General features: G+C 67.9%; 15 protein-coding genes and 2 pseudogenes. 9 read left to right on the top strand and 8 right to left on the bottom strand.

The features are described 5' to 3' along the window. Positions 1 to 332 (bottom strand): annotated as a pseudogene (locus QH270_RS00595) (hypothetical protein); the annotation flags it as partial. 159 nt (positions 333 to 491) lie between these two features. Here QH270_RS00595 and QH270_RS00590 point away from each other — a divergent pair. Beyond that, positions 492 to 3,635: a BTAD domain-containing putative transcriptional regulator gene (locus QH270_RS00590; protein WP_280338381.1), complete on the top strand. Its 3,144-nt coding sequence runs from the start codon at positions 492 to 494 to the stop codon at positions 3,633 to 3,635. Here the strand turns inward: QH270_RS00590 and QH270_RS00585 are convergent. Both QH270_RS00585 and QH270_RS00580 read right to left on the bottom strand, forming a co-directional pair. Beyond that, positions 3,619 to 4,386 (bottom strand): ABC transporter permease, encoded by a 768-nt coding sequence (locus QH270_RS00585; RefSeq protein WP_280338380.1) that lies wholly within the window; start codon positions 4,384 to 4,386, stop codon positions 3,619 to 3,621. The two genes, QH270_RS00590 and QH270_RS00585, sit on opposite strands and share 17 nt — an antisense overlap. Then, the gene (locus tag QH270_RS00580) at positions 4,383 to 5,327 is read right to left on the bottom strand and encodes an ATP-binding cassette domain-containing protein (protein ID WP_280338379.1); all 945 of its coding nucleotides are present in this window, start codon (positions 5,325 to 5,327) and stop codon (positions 4,383 to 4,385) included. Before QH270_RS00580 ends, QH270_RS00585 begins: the two co-directional genes overlap by 4 nt. A gap of 145 nt (positions 5,328 to 5,472) precedes the next feature. Between QH270_RS00580 and QH270_RS00575 the strand changes: the two genes are divergently transcribed. The 4 genes from QH270_RS00575 to QH270_RS00560 are packed head-to-tail and all read left to right on the top strand — an operon-like array spanning position 5,473 to position 9,044. Continuing rightward, positions 5,473 to 6,366, top strand: coding sequence for an EamA family transporter (locus tag QH270_RS00575; protein WP_280338378.1), 894 nt, complete (start codon positions 5,473 to 5,475; stop codon positions 6,364 to 6,366). After that, the gene (locus QH270_RS00570) at positions 6,363 to 6,935 is read left to right on the top strand and encodes an NADPH-dependent FMN reductase (protein WP_280338377.1); all 573 of its coding nucleotides are present in this window, start codon (positions 6,363 to 6,365) and stop codon (positions 6,933 to 6,935) included. The genes QH270_RS00575 and QH270_RS00570 overlap by 4 nt, the downstream gene beginning before the upstream one ends. A 9-nt stretch (positions 6,936 to 6,944) precedes the next feature. Beyond that, positions 6,945 to 8,462, top strand: a complete 1,518-nt coding sequence (locus tag QH270_RS00565) for an MFS transporter (RefSeq protein ID WP_280338376.1) — start codon at positions 6,945 to 6,947, stop codon at positions 8,460 to 8,462. 57 nt (positions 8,463 to 8,519) lie between these two features. Continuing rightward, positions 8,520 to 9,044, top strand: a complete 525-nt coding sequence (locus tag QH270_RS00560) for a MarR family winged helix-turn-helix transcriptional regulator (protein WP_280338375.1) — start codon at positions 8,520 to 8,522, stop codon at positions 9,042 to 9,044. On the opposite strand, the gene QH270_RS00555 is transcribed toward QH270_RS00560, so the two are convergent. After that, positions 9,041 to 9,892, bottom strand: coding sequence for a helix-turn-helix domain-containing protein (locus tag QH270_RS00555; protein WP_280338374.1), 852 nt, complete (start codon positions 9,890 to 9,892; stop codon positions 9,041 to 9,043). The two genes, QH270_RS00560 and QH270_RS00555, sit on opposite strands and share 4 nt — an antisense overlap. Before the next feature lie 77 nt (positions 9,893 to 9,969). Between QH270_RS00555 and QH270_RS00550 the strand changes: the two genes are divergently transcribed. After that, positions 9,970 to 10,593 (top strand): hypothetical protein, encoded by a 624-nt coding sequence (locus tag QH270_RS00550; protein WP_280338373.1) that lies wholly within the window; start codon positions 9,970 to 9,972, stop codon positions 10,591 to 10,593. Positions 10,594 to 10,683: 90 nt separating this feature from the next. On the opposite strand, the gene QH270_RS00545 is transcribed toward QH270_RS00550, so the two are convergent. After that, the gene (locus tag QH270_RS00545; RefSeq protein WP_280338372.1) at positions 10,684 to 11,523 is read right to left on the bottom strand and encodes an alpha/beta fold hydrolase; all 840 of its coding nucleotides are present in this window, start codon (positions 11,521 to 11,523) and stop codon (positions 10,684 to 10,686) included. Between the two features lie 85 nt (positions 11,524 to 11,608). Further along, a complete protein-coding gene (locus tag QH270_RS00540; protein ID WP_280338371.1) occupies positions 11,609 to 12,664 on the bottom strand; it encodes a DUF6585 family protein in 1,056 nt (351 codons plus the stop codon). 609 nt (positions 12,665 to 13,273) lie between these two features. Here QH270_RS00540 and QH270_RS00535 point away from each other — a divergent pair. Next, the gene (locus QH270_RS00535; protein ID WP_019047704.1) at positions 13,274 to 13,780 is read left to right on the top strand and encodes a hypothetical protein; all 507 of its coding nucleotides are present in this window, start codon (positions 13,274 to 13,276) and stop codon (positions 13,778 to 13,780) included. A 310-nt stretch (positions 13,781 to 14,090) separates the two neighbouring features. Here the strand turns inward: QH270_RS00535 and QH270_RS00530 are convergent, their stop codons facing one another. Beyond that, positions 14,091 to 16,664 (bottom strand): S8 family peptidase, encoded by a 2,574-nt coding sequence (locus QH270_RS00530; RefSeq protein WP_022566727.1) that lies wholly within the window; start codon positions 16,662 to 16,664, stop codon positions 14,091 to 14,093. Further along, positions 16,636 to 17,604 carry an AAA family ATPase gene (locus QH270_RS00525; RefSeq protein ID WP_022566726.1) on the bottom strand — a complete coding sequence of 323 codons (969 nt, stop codon included), beginning with the start codon at positions 17,602 to 17,604 and terminating at the stop codon, positions 16,636 to 16,638. Before QH270_RS00525 ends, QH270_RS00530 begins: the two co-directional genes overlap by 29 nt. Before the next feature lie 480 nt (positions 17,605 to 18,084). On the opposite strand from QH270_RS00525, the gene QH270_RS00520 reads away from it, so the two are divergent. Further along, on the top strand, positions 18,085 to 19,101 hold the full coding sequence (locus QH270_RS00520) for a hypothetical protein (RefSeq protein ID WP_280298183.1): 1,017 nt from the start codon (positions 18,085 to 18,087) through the stop codon (positions 19,099 to 19,101). A gap of 834 nt (positions 19,102 to 19,935) precedes the next feature. After that, positions 19,936 to 20,406: pseudogene (locus QH270_RS00515) on the top strand (site-specific integrase); the annotation flags it as partial.

The following is a 20,406-nucleotide window of genomic DNA, read 5'->3' as shown; positions in this document are numbered from 1 at the left end:
TCCGCGGGCGTCACCGTCATCGCGTCCGACCGCGGCGACGCGGTCGTGGGGGGAGCCCCCCCCCCCCCCCGCCAAAAAGCCCCCCGGCGCCCCCCCCCGCCGCCCCGGGTAGGCCTAGCCCCCGGCGGGCCCACCGGGGTGACCCCCGTGAGGCCGCCGCCGGCTATGTCGACCACGGTCTGCGCGGCGGCGCGCCCGGCGGCCTTCTGGCGGGGGGGGGCGGGCGCGACCCCCACGACCGCGTCGCCGCGGTCGGACGCGATGACGGTGACGCCCGCGGACAGGACATCGAGGGAGACGGCGATCGGGGCGGCGGTCGGGAAGGTGTACATCGGGGGCTCCTCGGTGGGTGCTGTTCGGTTGATGGCACTACTGTCGCCGGGCCCGCTGATACCGGCCTGACACGAACCTGACGCTCCCGCTGACACCGCGTCCGCCGTACTCGGACAGCTGTCCACCACGGCGTGCCCGCCGTTGACGTGCAGGGCACAATGGGCCGGGTGCAGATCGGAATGCTTGGACCGCTGGAGATCCGAACGCAGGACGGTGGGTCGATAGCGATACCGGGCGCTCGCCTGCGGACACTGCTGATCGCCCTGGCGCTCGAGCCGGGACGCGCGATCGCCAAGTCGCGACTTGTCGATCTGATCTGGGGCGAGCAGCCGCCTGCCGACGCGGCGAACGCCCTGCAGGCCTTGGTTTCCCGGCTGCGCCGGCTGCTGCCCGACGGAGCGATCGAGGTGCGGGCGGGCGGCTACCAGCTCGCCGTGGAGCCCGGCGCGGTCGACGCGGTGCGCTTCGAACAACTCCTGGACCGGGCCCGCGGCGGCGACGACGCGCACCAGGCCGAGCTGCTGCGCGAGGCGATGGGACTGTGGCGCGGCGCGCCGCTGCAGGACGTGGGCGAGAACGAGACCTTCGACGCGGTCATCGCGCGCTTCGACGCGCTGCGCCTGGCCGCCACCGAGGACTGCTACGAGGCCGAGATCCGGTTGGGGCGCGGCGCCGGGCTGGTCGCCGAGCTCACCGATCTCGTGGCCGAGCATCCGGTGCGGGAACGGCTGGTCGCGGCGCTGATGCGGGCGCTCGGCGCCGCGGGTCGTGGCGCCGAGGCGCTGGTGGTGTACCAGAACGCGAGGGAGGCACTGGCCGACGAACTGGGTGTCGACCCGTCACCGGAGCTGTCCGATCTGCACGTGGCGCTGCTGCGCGGGGAGATCGGCGCGCGCCCCACCGAGCGCACGACGAACCTGCGCGCGGAGCTGACCAGCTATGTCGGCAAGCGCGCCGATATCGCCGCCGTCCGCGAGCTCATCGCCGCGCACCGGCTCACCACCGTCACCGGCCCCGGCGGCTCCGGCAAGACCCGCCTCGCGGTGGAGACCGCCCGGACCATGCTGGCCGACCTGCCCGACGGCGTCTGGCTCGTGGAACTGGCGGCCACCGACAGCGGTGGCGACCTGGCCCAGACCGCGTTCGCCGCGCTCGGCCTGCGCGACGCGCTGCACGGCGAGGCCGCGAGCACCGATCCGATGGACCGGCTCGTCGCCGCGATCCGCGACCGCGAGACGCTGCTGATCCTCGACAACTGCGAGCACGTCATCGACACGGTGGCCACCTTCGCCCACCGTCTGCTCGGCGAGTGCAGGCGGCTGCGGATCCTCGCGACCAGCCGGGAACCGCTCGGTATCACAGGCGAGGCGCTGTGGCAGGTCGAGCCGCTGGCCGTGCCCGCCGCGGACGCCGAGCCCGGTGAGATCGAGTCGTCACCCGCCGTCGCCCTGTTGCGCGACCGGGCGGGGGCGGTCCGCAAGGATCTCGCGACCGACACCGCCACCCTCGCGACCATGGCCCGCATCTGCCGGGCGCTGGACGGGATCCCGCTGGCGATCGAACTGGCCGCGGCCCGCCTGCGCACACTGTCGCCGGATCAGCTCGCGCATCGCCTCGACGACCGGTTCCGCCTGCTCACCGGCGGCAGCCGCACCGCCATCGCGCAGCATCGCACGCTGCGCGCGGTGGTCGACTGGAGCTGGGAGCTGCTCACCGACGCCGAGAAGGCGGTGCTGCGCCGACTCTCGGTGTGCGCCGGTGGCGCGAATCTCGAAGCGGCCGAACGGATCTGCGCCGACGACACCTCCGTCGAGCAATGGGAGGTGCTCGACCTGCTCACCGCGCTGGCCGAGAAGTCGCTGCTGGTGGTGACCGAGGACGAGAACCCGCGCTACCGCATGCTCGAGACCATCAAGCAGTACGCGGCCGCCCGGCTCGACGAGGCGGGCGAGACCGAGTCCGCACGCCGCGCACACCTGGCGTACTTCACCGAACTGGCCGCCACCGCCGAACCGCACCTGCGCCGGGCCGAGCAGCTGACCTGGCTGGCCGTGCTCGGTGCCGAGCACGACAACATCGCCACGGCCATGCGCGGCGCGCTCGCGGGCGCGGACGCCGCCGCGGCGATGCGGCTGGCGGCCGCCGCGGGCTGGTACTGGTGGCTGGCCGGCTACAAGGCCGAGGGCACGGAATTCGTGCTGGCGGCGGCCGCGGTGCCCGGCGAGGTGGACGACGAGACCCGGGGCACGGTCTACGGGCTGGTGGTGCACTTCCTCACCGCGGGCCGCAATGACGAGCACAGCGTCGAGGACTGGATCCATCGGGCGTATCACCACGGCCGCGCCACTACGAGCGGTCATCCGGCGCTGCGGTTCAGTGGCGCGCTGGAACGGATGCTGCGCGGTCCCGGCGAGTACCTGCCCGCCTTCGAATCGCTGCTCACCGACGACGATCCGTGGGTGCGGGCCCTGGCCCGGCTGCAACTGGGAAAGCTGCGCACGGTCCTCGGTCACGACGGGTCCGAGGCCGACGACCATCTCGAGCAGGCACTCACCGAGTTCCGCGCCATCGGCGAACGCTGGGGCACGTCCCTGGCGCTCACCGAGCTGGCGAACCGGACGGCCATGCGCGGCGAATTCGCCACGGCGGTCGAGCTTTTCGAGGAGGGCATCGCGGTGGTCACCGAGGTCGGCGCCCTCGAGGATCTGGTCCGCATGCGCGCGCGGCAGGCCCAGCTGTACTGGCTGCTCGACGATGCCGAGGCCAGCGCGGGCGCGCTGGCGGAGGCGCAGCGGTGCGCGGACCAGTCGGGCTGGCCGACCTCACTGGCCGAGGTCGCCCTGATCGGCGCGGAGCTGGCCAGATGGAACGGTGACACCGAGCTGGCGCGCGACCGGATCGAACTCGCCCGGACCCTCCTCGGCGCCGATGCCGAGCAACCGACCGTCACCGCCATGATGCACGACCTGCTCGGCTACCTCGCCGGTGAACTCGACGAGGCGCGCGAACACCACGGCATCGCCTTGCGCGCGGCGGCGACCGCGGGCCACGCGCCGCTGCTCGCCCAGATCCTCGTCGGCATCGCCGACCTGGCCCTGCGCGCCGACCGGTACGAGCACGCCGCGCGCCTGCTCGCGGCCGCCACCGCGACCCGCGGCCTGCCCGACCGTTCACTCCCCGACGCGACCCGCATCGAGGAGCGGACACGAGAGCGCCTCGGCGAAGCGGACTTCACCGAGGCGCTGCGGACGGGGACGCGGACGAACGGACCGGAGCTGGCCGCACTCACGCTCGCCGGGTGAACGTGGCGCGCGACCACACGTAACCGAGAACGGCGAACCCGGTGCACCAGGCCAGCGCCGCCGCCGTGTGACTGCCGGACGGGTTTCCGGCGAGGAAGCCGCGCACGGCCTCGATGATCGGCGTGAACGGCTGATACTCGGCGAACTGGCGAACGCCGGGTCCCATCTTCTCGGCGGGCACGATCGCGCTGCTCAGGAAGGGCAGCATGATCAGCGGCACCACCGACATCCCCGCGGCTTCCGGCGTCTTCGCCGACATCCCGAGCGCGACGGTGAGCCAGGCGGCCGCGAACGCCGTGGCCACCAGGACACCGAGGGCGCCGAGCCAGTCCAGGGTGGTCGCCGGCGAACGGAACCCCAGTGCGAAACCGACGCCGAGGACAGCGGCGATGGCGACGACGTTGGTCAGCATGCCCGCCACGACGTGCCCGGTGAGCACGGCGCCTCGGGAGACGTCCATGACCTTGAACCGGTTGATCACCCCGGTGGTCATGTCCGAACTCACGGCGACCGCGGTCCCGGACAGGCCGTAGCTCACGGCCAGCATGAGCATGCCGGGCACCGCGTAGTCGATGTAGTTCTCGCCGACGTCGAACGCGTCACCGAAGACGTAGACGAAGATCAGCATCATCATCACGGGCATCAGCGCGGCGTTGAAGATGGTGATCGGGCTACGGGTGATGTGGGTGAAGTTGCGGCGCAACATGATCGACGAATCGACCAGGGCGGCGGACAAGGCGTTCGTGGTCATCGTGCTTCGGCCTCCGTGGTGGCGTGCCCGGTGAGGGCGAGAAAGACGTCATCGAGATCAGGGGTGTGGATGGAGACCTCGTCGGCCTCGATCGAGTGGGCGTAGAGCCGATCCAGCAGGGCGCGCAGGGTTTTCGTGCCGCTGTCGCCGGGCACGCGCACCGTCAGCGTCTCCGTGTCGGCGGTGGCGCCGGGCAGGACCGTGGCCGCGGCGGCGACGGCGGTGGGGTCGGTGAACCGCAGCCGGAGGTGGCTGCCGGGAATGCGGCGCTTGAGCTCGTCGGCGGTGCCCTCGGCGACGATGCGGCCCTGGTCCAGGACCGCGATCTTGTCGGCCAGCTGATCGGCTTCCTCGAGGTACTGGGTGGTGAGGAAGATGGTGACGCCGTCGGCGGTGAGCTCCCGCACGATCTCCCACATGGTGCGGCGGCTGCGCGGGTCGAGCCCGGTGGTCGGTTCGTCGAGGAACACGATCTCCGGTTTGGTCACCAGGGTCATCGCCAGATCGAGCTTGCGGCGCATGCCGCCCGAGTAGCTCGCGGCCTGCTTGCGCGCCGACTCGACAAGGTCGAATCGTTCCAGCAGTTCCGCGACCACCCGCTTGCCTTCCCGGCCGCGCAGGCGGTGCAGGTCGGCCATGAGTTTCAGGTTCTCCTCGCCGGTGAGCAGGGCGTCCACCGCGGCGAATTGGCCGGTGACGCCGATCGCCGCGCGGACCGCCTTGGTCTCGGTCGCGAGATCGTGGCCTGCCACCCGGACCGTGCCGCCGTCGGCTTTCAGCAGGGTGGTCAGGACGTGCACGGTGGTCGTCTTGCCCGCGCCGTTGGGACCGAGCAGCGCGAAGATGGCGCCCGCGTCGACGGTGAGGTCGATACCGTCGAGAACCGTCTTGTCCCCGTATGCCTTCCGCAGCCCCGAGGCCGCGATCGCTGTGCTGTTCATGGCGATCACCGTCGCCGGTGCGCCTGACATCCGACTGACACCGCACTGACATGCCCCTCGGCCATCTTTCTCGACATCGAGATACTTGACATCGCTATTGTTGCTCTGCAACTATCTCGATATCGAGATTAAGGGAGGGAGGGACATGGTCACCATCGCCACCACACCGGCCACCCCGCGCGCCGGCGGCGGGCGGATGCGCGACGCGCTGCTCACCGCTGTCGCCCCGGCGAGCTTCGGAACCGTCTACGCCGCAACGACTTTGCTGCCACCCGATCGTCCGCTGCTCGCGGCCACCGTGCGGGCGCTGCCCGCGGGATTGCTGATCGTGGCGTTCGCGCGGACGCTGCCCCGCGGCGCCTGGTGGTGGCGGGCCACCGTGCTGGCCGTACTCAACTTCGGCGCGTTCTTCCCGCTGGTGTTCGTGGCGGCCTACCGGCTGCCGGGCGGGATCGCCGCCGCGCTCGGCTCGGTGCAGCCGCTCATCGTCGCGGCGCTGTCGGTGCCGCTGCTCGGGGTGCGCACGCCGCGGGCGGTCGTGCTGGCCAGCCTGTCGGTCGCGCTCGGCGTCACGGTGATGGCGGGCGCGGGACCGGTGCTGCCCGATCCGCTCGGCATCGCCGCCATGCTGGCCGCGACCGCGCTGATCGCCACCGCGATCGTGCTCGGCAAGAAGTGGGGCTCGCCGGTTCCGGCGCTGACCATGGCGGGCTGGCAGCTCGCCCTCGGCGGGCTGATGCTGCTGCCACTGGCTCTCGTCGTCGAGGGCCGCCCGCCGACGCTCACCGCGACCAACCTGCTCGGTTACGCCTACATCGGGCTCGTCGCCACCGTCCTCGCCTACGCGCTGTGGTTTCGCGGCGTGCAACGGCTGCCCGCCACCTCGGTGTCGCTGCTGACCGCCGTCAATCCGCTGGTGGCCACCGTCGCCGGATTTCTGCTCTTCCACCAGACCCTCGGCCCGTGGCAGATCACGGGTTTCGCCATCGCCCTCGTCGCGCTCGTCGTGGGCCAATCGATGAACAGGAGCACCACATGACCACCACCGCACCGGAATTCCGCGTTCTCGCGCTCTCGGGCAGCCTGCGCGCTGATTCCTACAACACCGCGCTGCTGCGGGCCGCCGCCGAGCTCGGCGCGGGCACGGTGCGCATCGACCTGTACCCCGGCCTCGGCGAACTGCCGCTCTACAACCAGGATCTCGAGTCGGGCGAGCTTCCGTCCGCGGTGCGCGAACTGCACCAGCGCGTGCTGCGCGCCGACGCGCTGCTGATCGCCACGCCCGAACACAATGCCTCGATTCCGGCCGCGCTGAAGAACGCGATCGACTGGCTGAGCCGGATGCCCGACGGCGCCGAGATCGCCGGTAAGCCCACCGCCATCGTCGGCGCCTCGCCCGGCCCGCTCGGTTCGGTCCGCGCGCAGCTGGCGCTGCGCCAGATCCTCGGCAGCGTCGGCGCCGACGTGCTCGCCAAGCCCGAGGTGATCGTCTTCCAGGCGCACGAGCGCTTCGACGAGGCGGGCACCCTGACCGACGACTACACCCAGACCCTGCTGCTCGAACTGACCGGCGCGCTGGCCCGCCGGATCGCCACCCGGCACCAGTGAGGAAACGCCATGTCCACCACCATCATCGAACCGAGCCCAGCCACCGCCGGAGCCCGGCAATGGCTCGGCCTCGCCGTGCTCGCCCTCCCGACCCTGCTGATCGCGATCGACCAGAGCGTGCTCTACCTCGCGCTCCCGCACCTCGCGGAAGGCCTGCGGCCCACCGGAACCCAGACGTTGTGGATCATGGACGTCTACGGCTTCATGATCGCCGGATTCCTGATCACGATGGGCACCCTCGGTGACCGGATCGGGCGCCGCAAACTGCTGCACATCGGCGCGGTCGCCGTCGTCCTCACCTCGGTCGCGGCGGCCTTCGCGCCTAGCGCGGAGGCGTTGATCCTGGCCAGGGCCCTGCTCGGGATCGCGGCCGCCACGCTGATGCCCTCCACCCTCGCGCTGATCAGTACCTTGTTCCGCGACCCGAACCAGCGGGCGGGCGCCATCGCGGTGTGGGCCGGCTGCTTCATGGGCGGCACGGCGCTGGGGCCGGTCGTCGGCGGCGTGCTCCTCGAACACTTCTGGTGGGGTTCGGTGTTCCTGCTCGGCGTGCCGGTGATGCTCGTGCTGTTGATCGCGGGCCCGCTGGTGCTGCCCGAGTACCGCGATCCGGCCGCCGGGCGCATCGACCTGCTCAGCGTGGCGCTGTCCCTGGTCGCGGTCCTGTCGCTGGTCTTCGGGGTGAAAGAGGCGGCCAGATACGGTCTCGGAGCCGGGCCGATCCTGGCCGTCGTGCTCGGTCTCGGCCTCGGCGCGGTGTTCGTGCGCCGCCAGCGGCGGCTGACCAGCCCGCTGCTCGACCTGCGGCTGTTCGGCATCGCCGCGTTCACCGCGGCGCTGGTGATCCAGCTCGTCTCGATGTTCGGCAACGGCGGCGCCTACCTGTTCATCACCGGATTCCTCCAGTTCGTCCATGGGCTGTCGCCACTGACCGCCGGGCTGTGGATGATCCCCGCGGTGCTCGCCTCGATCGTGGCCGCCCAACTGGCCCCGGTGCTGACCCGCCGGTTTCCCACGGGCGCCGTCCTCGGTGGCGCCCTGCTGGTCGGCGCGGTGGGGTATCTGCTGCTCACCCTGGTCGAACCGGTGGGCGGGCTGCCGATGCTGATCGCGGGTTTCATCCTGATCTTCACCAGCGTCGGCGCCTTCAGCGCACTCGGCACCAACCTCGTCGTCGGCGCGGTGCCACCGGAGCGCAGCGGCTCGGCGGCCGCGCTCGCCTCGATCAGCGGCGATCTCGGCATCGCCCTCGGCATCGCCACCCTGGGCAGTCTCGGCTCAGCGGTCTACACCGGCGCCTTCGATCCACCGGACGGGCTGTCGGCCGAGGTCGCCGGCGCGGCGGCCACCAGCATCGAGAACGCCGAGGTCGCGGCGCGAGCCCTGCCCGCCGAGCTGGCGAGCGGTGTCGTCGATGCCGCGCGCCAGGCCTACACCAGCGGTCTCAACGCTGTCGGCCTGGTCTGCGCAATCGCCGCCGCGCTCAGCACCGTCATCGCGCTGACGGTCCTGCGTGCCCGCCGCTGAGCACGGCGAATTCTCGACATCGAGATACGCTCGGCGGCAGACCGAGAGGGAGGACAGATGAGCGATACCGTCGATGTGATCATGGATCTGTGGCGGCAGGAGGCACCCGAGCTGGCCGAGGACCTGTGGCCGGTCGCGATCGTCGGCCGGGTGCAGCGGCTCTCGCGGCTGCTGGACCGCGCGCTCAAGGAGGTCTACGCCGCGCACGGCCTCGAGGTGTGGGAGTTCGACGTCCTCACCACGCTGCGCCGGTCCGGCCCACCGTACGAGCTGACACCCGGCGCGCTGCTCGAGGCGGCCATGATCACCTCCAGCACGGTCACCAACCGGATCGATCGCATGGAGGCCAAGGACCTCGTCGAACGCATTCGCGACACCAACGACCGCCGCTCGATCCGCGTGCGGCTCACCGCGCACGGGCTCGAGGTGGTCGACCAGGTGTTCCGGGCACACCTGGCCAAGGAGGCCGAACTGCTCCCCGACTACTCGCCGGGGGACTACCAGCGCCTCTCCGGCGAACTCCGCCGCCTGCTCGAACACTTCGGCGACCGCCTCGACCGAGACCGCGCCACGGGCGGCTAACGCGCCTGTGCACCGCGGCGCCGGATCGCGGGGCCGTCCCCGCGCGAATGTCCTTCCGCGCCGGTGAGATCGGACATCTCGGCCAGGATCCGGCGGGTGCGCTCGTCGGCGGCGAAGAACATCTCGACGGCGATCTCGTCCATAGTCACGTCGCGCGGGGAGCCGAAGACGGTGACGGCGTAGAGCAGTGACATCGGCCCCGCCTCGGTGTCGAGGAGCATCGGGGTACACAGGTCGGCGTCGAAGTCGCCGACGAGTTCGCCCGGGTCGGCGGCGGCCGGGTAACTCTCCAGCTCGGCGAGCAGGTCGGCCAGCGCCGGGTCGGCGGTGCGGTCGAGCTGACGGCGCACCCGCCGCAGGGTGTGCCGCCGCCACTGCGCGTGATTGCGGATCTGCCCGGCGAGACCGTCCGGATGCAGGGTGGCGCGCAGCATGTTCAGGCGCGGTTCGCGCAGTCGCGCCGGCACCGCGGCCAGGAAGCCCGACATGGTTCGGTTGGCGGACAACAGGTCCCAGCGCGCGTCGACCACGACGGCCGGATTCGGCTCGTGGCCCGCCAGCACCGCTTCGACCGCCGTCCGCACCCGGCCGAGGTCGCGCAGTGGCCGTTCGGTGTGCACCGGCGCGTACCCGGCACCCAGATAGAGGTGGTTCCTGGCCCGCAACGGCACATCGAGTTCGTCGCACAGGCGCTCGATCATCTCGCGGCTCGGCACGGCCCGGCCGGTTTCGATGAAGCTGAGGTGCCGCGCCGACAGCCCCGCGGCCAGCGACAGTTCCAGCTGGGTGCGCCGCCTGCGCTCCCGCCATTGCCGCACCAGCGGTCCCACCCTCAACTGCTCACCCATCCCGCCACTCTAGGGTTCGGCCGCGTCTTACCTCCGGCGTAATCGACCGCGCGCCCACCGAAATCCACGATGGAACGATGTTCCTCATCGAGATCTCGCACCCGGCCGACACCTACACCGCCGCGGACCACAACGCCATCGCCGCCGCCATTGTCAAGTCGCTGACCAGCACCGACGACGCGCCCGAGGCGACAATGCGGCGAGCAAGGCGGATGACACACGTCGCGTTCCGGGAGCTGCGCGACTGGCACACCGGCGACGGCCCGGTCGACGCGTCGTCGGCGCCGCCGGTGATCGCCACCATCACCCTGCCCGAGGACTGGTGCGACGAATCGGGCGCGCACATGATGGGCACCGTCCGCGCCGCCGTCCGCCGCGTCGACCGAGCGCGCGGCTGGACCCGCGTGGGCGGTGACCTGTGGATCAATGTCGTCGGCATCGCCAACGGTCGCATCGGCCTCGACGGCAGGTCCACCGACGGCGACGGCGTGATGGCCTACCTCACCGCCGACTTCCAAGCCCTGCTCGCCGCGGGCGACTACACCGTCCCCGAGGGCAAACTCCTCGACCCGATCTGCGGCATGACGGTCACCGACAACCCGAACGCGATCACCCTCGACCATGCCGGCGAGACCATCGGATTCTGCTCACGCGGTTGCCGCAACGCCTACGCCACACAGCACGACCTGACCGTCACCTGACGTCCGGCCGGGCCGTGTCGTCCGTACTACCGAACCAACGGACCGTCGCCGACGCCCGGTGCGGGTCATGATCCGGAACACGCACCCGCGTCACAGGGCGAGCATGGCGGCGGCGACCTGATCGGCCGAGGCGGCGCGCAGGGCGGTGCCCATGTCGTCGAGGACGAGGAGCCGGGCGCCGGGGATCTCGGCGGCGAGGGCCTCCGCGTTGCCGACCGGGAAGAACGGGTCGGCGCGGCCGTGCACCACGAGGGTGGGGACGTCGAGTTCACCGAGTCGTTCGCGCCAGCGTGGGGCGCAGTCGATCCGGGAGAACACCATGCCCAGCTGGTTCGCCTCGTGCACCGCCGGATCACTCGACGGGGTGCGATCCCAGATCCGGGCGGCCGTCGCCCGCGCCTCCGCCGGATCGTCGCCGAGCAGTTCGGCCCCGGCGGCGGCGAATTCCGCGACCGCCGCCCGGTCGGCCCAATCCGGCATCGGGTGCGCGAACAACTCGCCCATGACCGCGTGGTCGTGGTCGGGCAGGTCCTCGTCCACCGGTCCCGGCGCCACCGCCCTGGTACCGACGAGCGTCAGTGCCGCCACCGTGCCCGGATGGTCCAGCGCGGCGACCTGCGCGACCATCCCACCGACCCCGATCCCACCGATGTGGGCAGTCCTCGCCCCGAGCGCGTCGACCAGCGCGACCGCGTCCGCGGCGAGATCCCGCAGGTCGTACTCGGGGTGCTCCGGATCGAGGGTGGTCGACGCTCCCGAGTCACGCAGGTCGTACCGCACCACCCGCCGCCCACCCGAGGCGAGCCGCGCGCACAACGCGTCGGGCCACGACAACATCGTGGTGCCCCCGATCAGCACCACCAGCGGATCATCCGCCCGCCCGAAACTCTCCGTCCCCAACTCGACACCGTTCACCCGCACCGAATCCATCCCGAACTCCTGTCCATCGGCTCCACAGATACCGACGACAGCCTCACCCGAAAATCATCGGCACCCGACGGATGCGGCTCCGGAATCAACCCTGTCTTTCCCGATCTCGCCGCAAGCGTTCGACGGCTTTCGCGATCCACGCCGCGCGGTCCTCGCCGGGAAGTCGTTCCGCCTCGTAGGCGATCAGCCGCTCGGCGGTGTGCTTGTTGCCCATCACCATGGTGAGCAAGACGTGGAGCTCGTCCGGTACGACCGTCGTCGAGCTCGGTGCCGGCGGCGCCGCGCGGCGACCGCCCGGCCGGAGATCGCCCGCGATCAGCCACTCGGCCACGGCGAGGAACACGTAGAAGTTCGGGATCTTGCGGACCGGCGTATTGGTCAACGCGAAGACGCGCCCGTCCGCGTGCACGCGCAGATCCCCGCTGAGCACCGTGAGCCGGCGCACCTGGGACCACCGGACAGACTTCGCACCGGCGCCGAACTCGTACTGTGTCAGCCACAGATCACCGAAGGCGACAGTGACTCCCCGGTTCACCTTCTCGGTCCAGATCGGTAGCTGAGCGGCCGTCACACACTGCTGGACGACCGCGCCCCACCGGGCGGCGTTGGGCAACCCACCTTGCGAATAGTCCTGCAGCCGTATCTCTTTGCCGTCCACATCGAGCAAGGTGTAGTCGTGGGTGGTCTTCCCGGACAGCAGATGCCGCACCAGTTCCTGATAGATCACGGTCGTGTCATAACGCACGGCGTGTGCCACGCCGTTGTCCGTGAACACCAGGCCGCGGTCATAGAGATCCAGCCGAACCGCCCTGGACGTGGCGGGCCCGAACAGTCCCATGCCCAAGGACCCCACGGACCCGATCCCGAACACCAGCGCGAGCGGCACCACGACCACCAGGCCGATCACATTGCCGAGCTTGCCGCCGGTTTGGTCTGTGCGGGTGAGCAATTCACTGGTCAGCGCCACGGCGATCACGGTGAGCACCGCCGCCACGAGCCCACTCATCAGCATCCATCCCTGAACCCTGGGAAGCGTGCGCGCGAAGCCCTCCCGATGCGCCCCCAGATCGGTGCTCCGCGCGGCCGTGCGCACCCGCTCGAGCAATTCCTGCGCGTCGTACGCCGGTACTCCCTGAGCCATCCCCGTCCTCCCCCACAGCAACCGAATCGTTCCTCGCCCCCGCGGATCGCCCGAATGCGCGACGACCCGGCCACGGCACCGCAGCAGGTGCGATGGCCGGAGTCAGGCACGCTCGATGGTAGGGCCCGACGGATATCGTCGGCGTATCGAAAATTCCACAGCCGACACCAACCGCGGACTCGACCCCACCGCGGACCTCAGGATCGCAAGCAACCTCACCCATGCAACCACCGACTGGGGGTCCGGGGGCGAAGCCCGCCGGGCGGGGTGTGAGGGTTGCACCCCCACAAAACACGCGGAACACGAAAAACGGCTCATGCTCTCCATGAGCATGAGCCGCCAAGCGTGGAGCTAAGGGGAATCGAACCCCTGACCTTCTCGGAGCGTGCAGAACCGGCAACTATGAGCAACGCTGGACAACTCTCGACTACCAGATCAGCATCTCTACCTGGGTAAACAGGCTCCTCTACGACAACCATCGACAACTCTGTACAACTATCGACAACGGCGTGTCCAGCCGAATTAGTGGTGACTTAGTGGGATCCCCGCCCTCCACCCGCCGCGCCGGAGAACCCATTCATCCTGCGGCGATCGTCCTACAGTCGCGGCATGACCTACGACGATGTCAGTGAGCGCTCCTACGAACCACTGACAGAAGCTCACCTCCGCCGCCTGGCCGAGCTGGCGCACGAGGACCACGTCGAACTGATGCGGCATTATCCCCACCTGCGCGTATTCCGAGATCGAGTACTCCTGACCGCACTGTGCCAAGGTGGCGCACTGCACTGGATCGACGGCGAGAACGGCGTGAAGGACCTCGACGTGTTCACCTTCTACGCCAAGCATCCTGAGCAGAAGTACCCGCCACGACGGAGAAAGACCGGAGATTTCGGGCTGTCCGAGCTCGGACGCCACCCTGAAGACATCGGGAAGTCCGGACGCCGCGTCGACTTCCTCGGCAAGGACCTCGACTGCCCAATCGATACCGATCCAGTTGAAGCGGTGCGCTCATACCTCCGCGGCCGCCGCACAAACACTGCGAAGCATCTCGCAGAAAAGGCCGTCGTCGTGATCGCCCCGGACCACCTGCTCGGGCAGGTCATCTGGCCCGAGTAGGTACCAATTTCGTTGTTGACGGGCAGGAAAGCTGCGAACACCTCCGAGGCGAGACTGACACGGGCCGATATCCGGGGTGCTGAACCGTTCCCGACACTGGCATCGTCCGGGATACCGGCGCCCGGATGCGCGCCAGGACGCACTGCCCCGCGCCTGCTTCGACATCGAGATCCTCGACTCAGGCCTGCCGCGAAATCACCTCAGCCCCATGCCGCACGACATAAGCAGTCAACGGGCGAAAGGTCTCTAGGCCGGAGAGGGCCAAGATCACGCCCGCAACGATGCCTCTCGATGGGTTCTGGACGGGATCTCACTCCACGACGATCTCGGTCTCGATGGGAACATGCAGTTGGGTCGCAATTGGCGTGTACAAGTCGATTCTTTGTTCGGGCGTCCTGAGGGACAGGATCAGCGAGTAGCGGACTGGCATGTCAATACGGTCGCTCCGCTTGTTGTTCTTCCACCATCCGCCGGCAGGGTAGACGGCCACTGAATTGCATCGCGCGAGCTGACTTCCTGTGCCGTGCCACTCATCTTGGTGCAGCGACCCGAGATGGCGCTGACGTTCCCCGAGGAACCACCTATCGGAGGTTGTTCCTGCGCCGGCCCTACCATCTTCCTGGGATTGGGCATCGCGGTTGATCCGATCGACGAACTGCTGACGAGTCTCCAGCTCTCCTTGCATGTCGAACCGAAGCGTGTGGGACGGGTAGGCGTATCGCTGCCGCCATCCGCGTCGCGATGCTGACGGCTCGATGAAGTACGACAGCGTGATCCGGAGCCGGACCGGCGCAGACCCGAGTTCTTCGAGGGCCTCAGTCGGCCACGGGAGTGTGTGTAGCCGAAAACGCCGCATCGCGTAGCTGGTGCCATCGAATGGCACGAACTGGTCCTGGGTGACCAGCGTGACCGCCCGCCGCGATGAGTTGAGAACCGAGTCCTCTGTCGGGACCCCCCAGCCGTAGCGCCGTAGTTGTTCGAGGCGGGTGTTTTTGAGCCTATCGGCCTGTACCCTACGAACCATCGTCGGCGTCCAGTCGGCCTCATGAGTAAGGAGGCCTCTGATGGACTCCGGCCAGTAGTCGGGGTAGCGCTCCATCGCGAGAGCAGCGAGACGCGCCGCTTGGGCCGTTGCGGCGCTGGTGGCGTTCGCCGAGGCCAGAGCGACGTTGCTGGTGGTCCCGGTGGACGGTAGGGACAGAACCGGGAGTTTGGGTTCGAACATCTGGGCGCCGTCGGTCAGGACGTTGCCGCCCTCCATACAGATGTCAGGCTTGATGGGTGCGCTACGGTGTCGAAACAACATCGACGTTCGACTATGGGGTGACAGCCCCCCAGCCTCCGCCAGTGGCGTCCAACCTGCGTACTGAGGATGTTGCGGTGCTTCGGTCAGGTTGGTGAACGCACCAACCGTCAACGCGTTCCATGCCTGCGCGGGATCCTCGATCGCAGCAAGGTCGGAGTTGACATCATGTTCCTTGGCATAGGAGTCGACGTTGCCAGCAGCGACGACTATGAGACGCGCAAGGTCGGGATCCGGCTCCGAGATGAGGCGGAAACGATCACCGTCTCGTGCAGTGTCAGTGCCGACCGCGAGAGCATCGACGGCCGCGGACCAGAGCGTCGGGTCTCCGGGGTTGTCGGGCTTGGTACTCAGTGTGAGGGCGAACACACGCCTCCTCCCAGCGGTGACTTCCGGGAGAGCGACTGCTTGGACCGTGGCGCTTCCGTAGTCCAACGGATCGATTTGCGCCTCGTCTGGGCCCGGTTTCATTCGCACAGACTCCAGGCGGTGCCGAAGCTGAACAGGGTCGCTGCTCTGCAGTGCCGCGTCCAACCGATCACCGAAAAGCGCGAGGCCGGCCATCGAGGTGCCATGCCCCCGCGGATCCATGTCCGCTCCCGACAGGCCGATGATGGTGTGCAGGTCCTCCGATGCGAGCGACGCTTCGATCAGCACATGGCTACGCAACACACCGGTGTCCAGGTGACACACCGCCGGAGCGCTTCCGTCGGCCGTACTTAGGCGTTCGACCAGGTCATGAACGTATTCGTCCTGCTCATCTACGGGTAGGTCCTCGATTGCTTCGATGAACTCGGGCTTGCGAATTTCCGCTAGTGGAACGAGCGTAAACGGCAGCGGTTCGAGTTGGCTCCAGCTAGCCTCTACCCACACCACGAAGCGGTCGCGTAACTGGATCGACCGAGGCAGCATCCGAAGGTTGTAAGCGTTCACGAACCCGTTGATAGTTTCGATGTCGCCACTCGAGGTGTCGAGCCAAAGCTCCCACCAATGCTGGCCTTTCAACGGTGGTTCGCCCTCAGAGGTCCACAGATCGGCGAGAATCGCTTTGCGGATTCGCGAGATGTTGGCGACGAGGTCTTGGTTCGGTGGTTGCCCAGTCCTGGTAGGTTCGCCGTTGAGGTAGTCCTCGAACAGTTTCATAAACGCGGCGCGATGCGCGTCCGACACCCAAACCGTCGCCCGCTCGGGAGCATCCAGTGTTGCTGGTCTTACCGAAAGCAATAGCCAGCGAGGCTGTTTGGGAGTCTTCTGGTGACCAGTCATTCGGTTCAAAGACTCGAGCTTCAGCGGGTAGGACGCGCCTTCACCCTCGAGGACGATGATCGTTCCTTGTGACGCGAGTTCATCGTAGGAAAGCTCGAAGTCCTCACGTTCGCCATCGAGTTCATCGAACGCATCGGTTAGTTCCTGTTTTCGCGCAGCTCCGTGAGCACCGCGATCGACCGGTCGGCGCTTGAATCCGCCACCACCGCCGTGTCCGGAGTAGCGGTCGAAGCGCTCAGCTGTCGCGTGTCCTTGGACGTAGAGATGCTCGAGTGGCTGGTCCCGGTCAGCCAATGGTGGCCGATCGCCGCGCATTGAGTGCTGCGATGAGATCGTCGCGCTCCACCATCGCCTCGCCTCGCATGAGAACCGCTTTGGCCGCCGATTCTGCAGCCTTTACCAGATCTGCATGACTGAGACCATCTGTGTACTCGCCAAGTTTGTTCAGGCTTGCCCTCTCGACCAGTGAGCCGAGGCGGGCGCGCATCACCGCAATAGCCTGCCGAGAGTCCGGCAGTGTGTAGTCCAGGACCGCGTCGAAACGTCGAAACAGTGCTTTGTCGAGGATGGATCGGTGGTTCGTTGCCGCGATCACGATCGACTCAGGGCTAGATTTCTCGAGGAATACAAGGAAGGAGTTTAGTATCCGGCGGGCTTCACCGACGTCGTTCCCTGAGCGGTCCGCGCCGAGCGCATCGAACTCGTCGAAGAGGTAGACGCCGCGTTCTACAGCGACGGCGTCGAACACGGTGCGTAGCTTCGCAGCGGTCTCGCCCATGAACTTGCTGAGCAAGCCGTCGAGACGAACGGTGTACATCGGAAGAGACAGCTCGGTGGCGATCACCGATGCGGTCATCGTCTTTCCTGTTCCCGGCGGGCCCACTAGAAGCAAGCGATGCGATGGTGCGAACCCATGCTCAAGTAGGTTCTTTCGCTGACGCTGCTCAGCAAGCAACTGCTTGATCTGAGCAGTTCGTTCCGATGGTGCCACCAGCTCACGTAGGTGTACTTGAGGATGCGATACCTCGACTAGTTCCGCCAACTCGCCACGAGCTCGAGGAAGCGCTGTGACGTTCGCCAGCGGCGCTCGTTCACGCGACGCGTCGACAGCTTGCTTGATGTTGGTGGCAAGGACGTGGTGTCCCTGCCGTGCCTCGCGCGCAGCGATCTGCAATGCGACGGAATAAAACGCAGCATCGTCGCCGGCAGCGTGGTTGCGGACCATCGCGGTGATGTGTTCTCCTAGGCCAGCCATAGCCCTCCCTTCTGCCGGAACCCGTTGGCATCGATCCTACGGTCCTCCGCAGCGAGCGATGGCGATACCTCGCCGGATAGGGAACTTCCCACGTTGAGTCGGACGTATTCGCACGCCCCCACCACCAGAGGCGCTGATCACACGTGTTCGGCCGCGACGACGACGTCAGCTTGAGCAACGAGTCGCGGTGGATCCATACCGCAGCGTGTCCAGGTGCATCAGCAGCTGCTGGGCGTGCTCGACTACAAACAGCGGAGGCTCGCGCAATACCGGTTCGCTCATGCGGCCAGGGTGTAATGCGGGTGTTCGAAGTGCTCAAGCGGCCCGAACCCTAATGACCACGTGTCGGCCTGACGCACACAGAGGTACAGCCAAGGCTCCACCTACGTCTCGGCGCGCAATCGACTCTGCGTGTGCCCCAGTGCGGCGGCCACAGATTGGCTGCGGAACGACTCCGGCTCGAGGTTCGTTGGTGTCGGCATGACTAAACTTGAGCGGCCGCAGAACACCGTGCGGTTCGTGGTCGTCGCGCCGGACGGTCGCCGATCGGCGGAGTGGCGGGTGTGGACCGGCAGCGGCAAAAAGGTCACCGACGAGCTGTATATGACGCCTCGAGCGCGCGCCGGAGAGTTCAAGTTCAGCCTCCACAGCAGCAACTACGCTCAGCTCGGCCACATCGAGAAGGCCCGTGCCGCGATGAGGCCGGGCGACCAGTACACCACGGACCGGTGGGAGATCCCTCAGGTTCCGATCGTGGGCAATTGGCGTGCGGCCCTATGTCTTTGGTTCCCAGAGTCCGAACTGCGGCAAACACCCGACGGCTCGCTGTCATCCTCGGTCGTCAAGATTCCCGCAGCTCCACCGGGGCAGGCTACTGCGGTGATTGCCGCGTTCGGCACCGCTACAGATTCGCTGGACGGTCTCACGGTGGCAGGCGTGCTCGATCAGGCGTCGGGCGGCAAGATCGCACTCATCCATCTCCCGATCAACATTCCCCCGCTGCTGGTCCCCGCGCTACACGCGCGCGAGGCGAGTCGGATCCCACTCCAGATTCCGGGTTTCGCTCCGACCGAGCCATTCGCTTGGGAACTCGTACCAGGCAAGGACGGCGGGCGCCTCGTGGTCGAGTTCGCCCCACCGGAGCGCGGGGCCGCCTTGCCTCCACTCCCACCTTTAATCGGCACAGTGTTGCCCTGGACCGAAGTTCCTGTCAGCTTCCTAGATCTGCTCCCTGAGCCCTACCGGGAGTTCAGTCTGGCCTGTGCGATCCTCGTCTACGGACCCAACGGCACTAGTCGGCTCTACGTCGACCAGCACGCACGCTGCGACCACACCAGTCTCGGAGCCGAGTGTCAACAACTGTGCGACGATGTCGACCGCGGCCACGTCGACCAGATCTGGCAGCCGCTGCCCACCGGCGAGCTCCACCGGATCATCTCCACCCGCAGGGTCCTCGAGGAAGCCGGCATCGACCCGGACAATCCCGTGCTCATGTAGGGGCCGGAGTCCGAGTTCGTTCGGGCCGATGTCGCCGAACGGGTTCTCGAACACTCAATCCTGCGAGTCCGAGGTCGGCTGTCGGTCGCCGCCACGGTGTTCGGTGAACGATCGTTTCCGAAGAGATCAGGAACCAGCCCAGACCAATCCCGCTACTGGCGCCGCGGGAACCGACGTTGTCGGGGGGGTGAAGACCCGACGAGGGACCGAACCGCCGAGGATTCACGCACGGCAAGTGTCTGAGGTTTCTGCACAGTCGGCTACTGCTGCGCGGGCAGGGGAGTTTACGCATCGAGTCGTCGACGATGGTCGACCTGCTCCGGGCAGCTTGGCTGTTGCAGACGCCGTCGGCGTCCTGTTCGCCACGGTTGCGGGCAACCGTGCCGTCGTGGCTGTCGGGATAACGATCCGCGACCTCGATGCGGCACATGTCGGCATCCATCCGGTCGCGGACATGGTTATCTCTTGTCGTCGAACAACTCCGGCAGCTAATGGCCTGACCGGCATCGTCACATGTTTCCAAAGCCACATCCACATCAGTCACGTTGAACGCCTCGGCCCGCCATGTCTTCCCGGGGAGGCCGACCACGCGCACCGGCGCGGCTACCAGCGTCGAATGCCCCCATCGATGGCTACATTCGCGTATCGACTCTTCGCGAATCAACGCCGCACCGGAGCGCCGAGCACCGCCAGCCTCGTCGCGAAATCCACAGATTTGGAGAGGAATTCACGTGCCACACCCCACCGTAAACAGCCGACCCCACCCCCAACCACGCCAGCGCACCGATGACACGCGGGAGACCACCTCGGCCCCTTGGTGTCCCGGGCAAACCGATGCTCACCGAACTCGCTCCCGGGTACTGGAAAGCGCGTGTCCGGGTCCGTGACTCCTCCGGAAAACGACGCGACCTCATCCGTGTCTCCCCTACCAAACTCGACTCCCGCAACCGCCCGATCCCCGACCGCACCGGCCAACGAGCACTCGACGCCGTCATGGCCGCTGCTGCCGTCATCACCGTCGGCCTCAGCGGCGAACTGTCCACATCCATGACCGTGCGCGACCTGTGGGTCCGGTACCGGGCAAGCCTCATCGCACAAGACCGCACCGAATCCACCATCGCCCGCTACGACGAAGTCGCCAAAATGTTCAACACCGCCTTCGGTGACCGGCGCCTGTTCGAAGTCACCACTTCCGCGGTCGAAACCTTCCTCACCGACGTCGGAAAAGCCAGGGGGCCTTCGAACATGCGCACCGGGCGCATCGTGCTCTCGGGCATGTTCCGCTACGCAGTCCGCACCAGCCCC

This window comes from Nocardia neocaledoniensis (genome assembly GCF_029868625.1).
Classification (GTDB): Bacteria; Actinomycetota; Actinomycetes; order Mycobacteriales; family Mycobacteriaceae; genus Nocardia; species Nocardia neocaledoniensis_A.
The sequence above is the reverse complement of the archived record's forward strand: the minus strand, read 5'-3'. Positions and strand labels throughout refer to the sequence as shown.

What these genes read in the sequence shown, in the direction of transcription:
- QH270_RS00545 (WP_280338372.1), bottom strand. Translation starts at nt 11,523, where the DNA reads ATGGATTCGGTGCGGGTGAACGGTGTCGAGTTGGGGACGGAGAGTTTC.
- QH270_RS00585 (WP_280338380.1), bottom strand. Translation starts at nt 4,386, where the DNA reads ATGACCACGAACGCCTTGTCCGCCGCCCTGGTCGATTCGTCGATCATG.
- QH270_RS00560 (WP_280338375.1), top strand. Translation starts at nt 8,520, where the DNA reads ATGAGCGATACCGTCGATGTGATCATGGATCTGTGGCGGCAGGAGGCA.
- QH270_RS00535 (WP_019047704.1), top strand. Translation starts at nt 13,274, where the DNA reads ATGACCTACGACGATGTCAGTGAGCGCTCCTACGAACCACTGACAGAA.
- QH270_RS00525 (WP_022566726.1), bottom strand. Translation starts at nt 17,604, where the DNA reads ATGGCTGGCCTAGGAGAACACATCACCGCGATGGTCCGCAACCACGCT.
- QH270_RS00565 (WP_280338376.1), top strand. Translation starts at nt 6,945, where the DNA reads ATGTCCACCACCATCATCGAACCGAGCCCAGCCACCGCCGGAGCCCGG.
- QH270_RS00555 (WP_280338374.1), bottom strand. Translation starts at nt 9,892, where the DNA reads ATGGGTGAGCAGTTGAGGGTGGGACCGCTGGTGCGGCAATGGCGGGAG.
- QH270_RS00540 (WP_280338371.1), bottom strand. Translation starts at nt 12,664, where the DNA reads ATGGCTCAGGGAGTACCGGCGTACGACGCGCAGGAATTGCTCGAGCGG.
- QH270_RS00570 (WP_280338377.1), top strand. Translation starts at nt 6,363, where the DNA reads ATGACCACCACCGCACCGGAATTCCGCGTTCTCGCGCTCTCGGGCAGC.
- QH270_RS00530 (WP_022566727.1), bottom strand. Translation starts at nt 16,664, where the DNA reads ATGCGCGGCGATCGGCCACCATTGGCTGACCGGGACCAGCCACTCGAG.
- QH270_RS00580 (WP_280338379.1), bottom strand. Translation starts at nt 5,327, where the DNA reads ATGAACAGCACAGCGATCGCGGCCTCGGGGCTGCGGAAGGCATACGGG.
- QH270_RS00575 (WP_280338378.1), top strand. Translation starts at nt 5,473, where the DNA reads ATGGTCACCATCGCCACCACACCGGCCACCCCGCGCGCCGGCGGCGGG.
- QH270_RS00550 (WP_280338373.1), top strand. Translation starts at nt 9,970, where the DNA reads ATGTTCCTCATCGAGATCTCGCACCCGGCCGACACCTACACCGCCGCG.
- QH270_RS00520 (WP_280298183.1), top strand. Translation starts at nt 18,085, where the DNA reads ATGACTAAACTTGAGCGGCCGCAGAACACCGTGCGGTTCGTGGTCGTC.
- QH270_RS00590 (WP_280338381.1), top strand. Translation starts at nt 492, where the DNA reads ATGGGCCGGGTGCAGATCGGAATGCTTGGACCGCTGGAGATCCGAACG.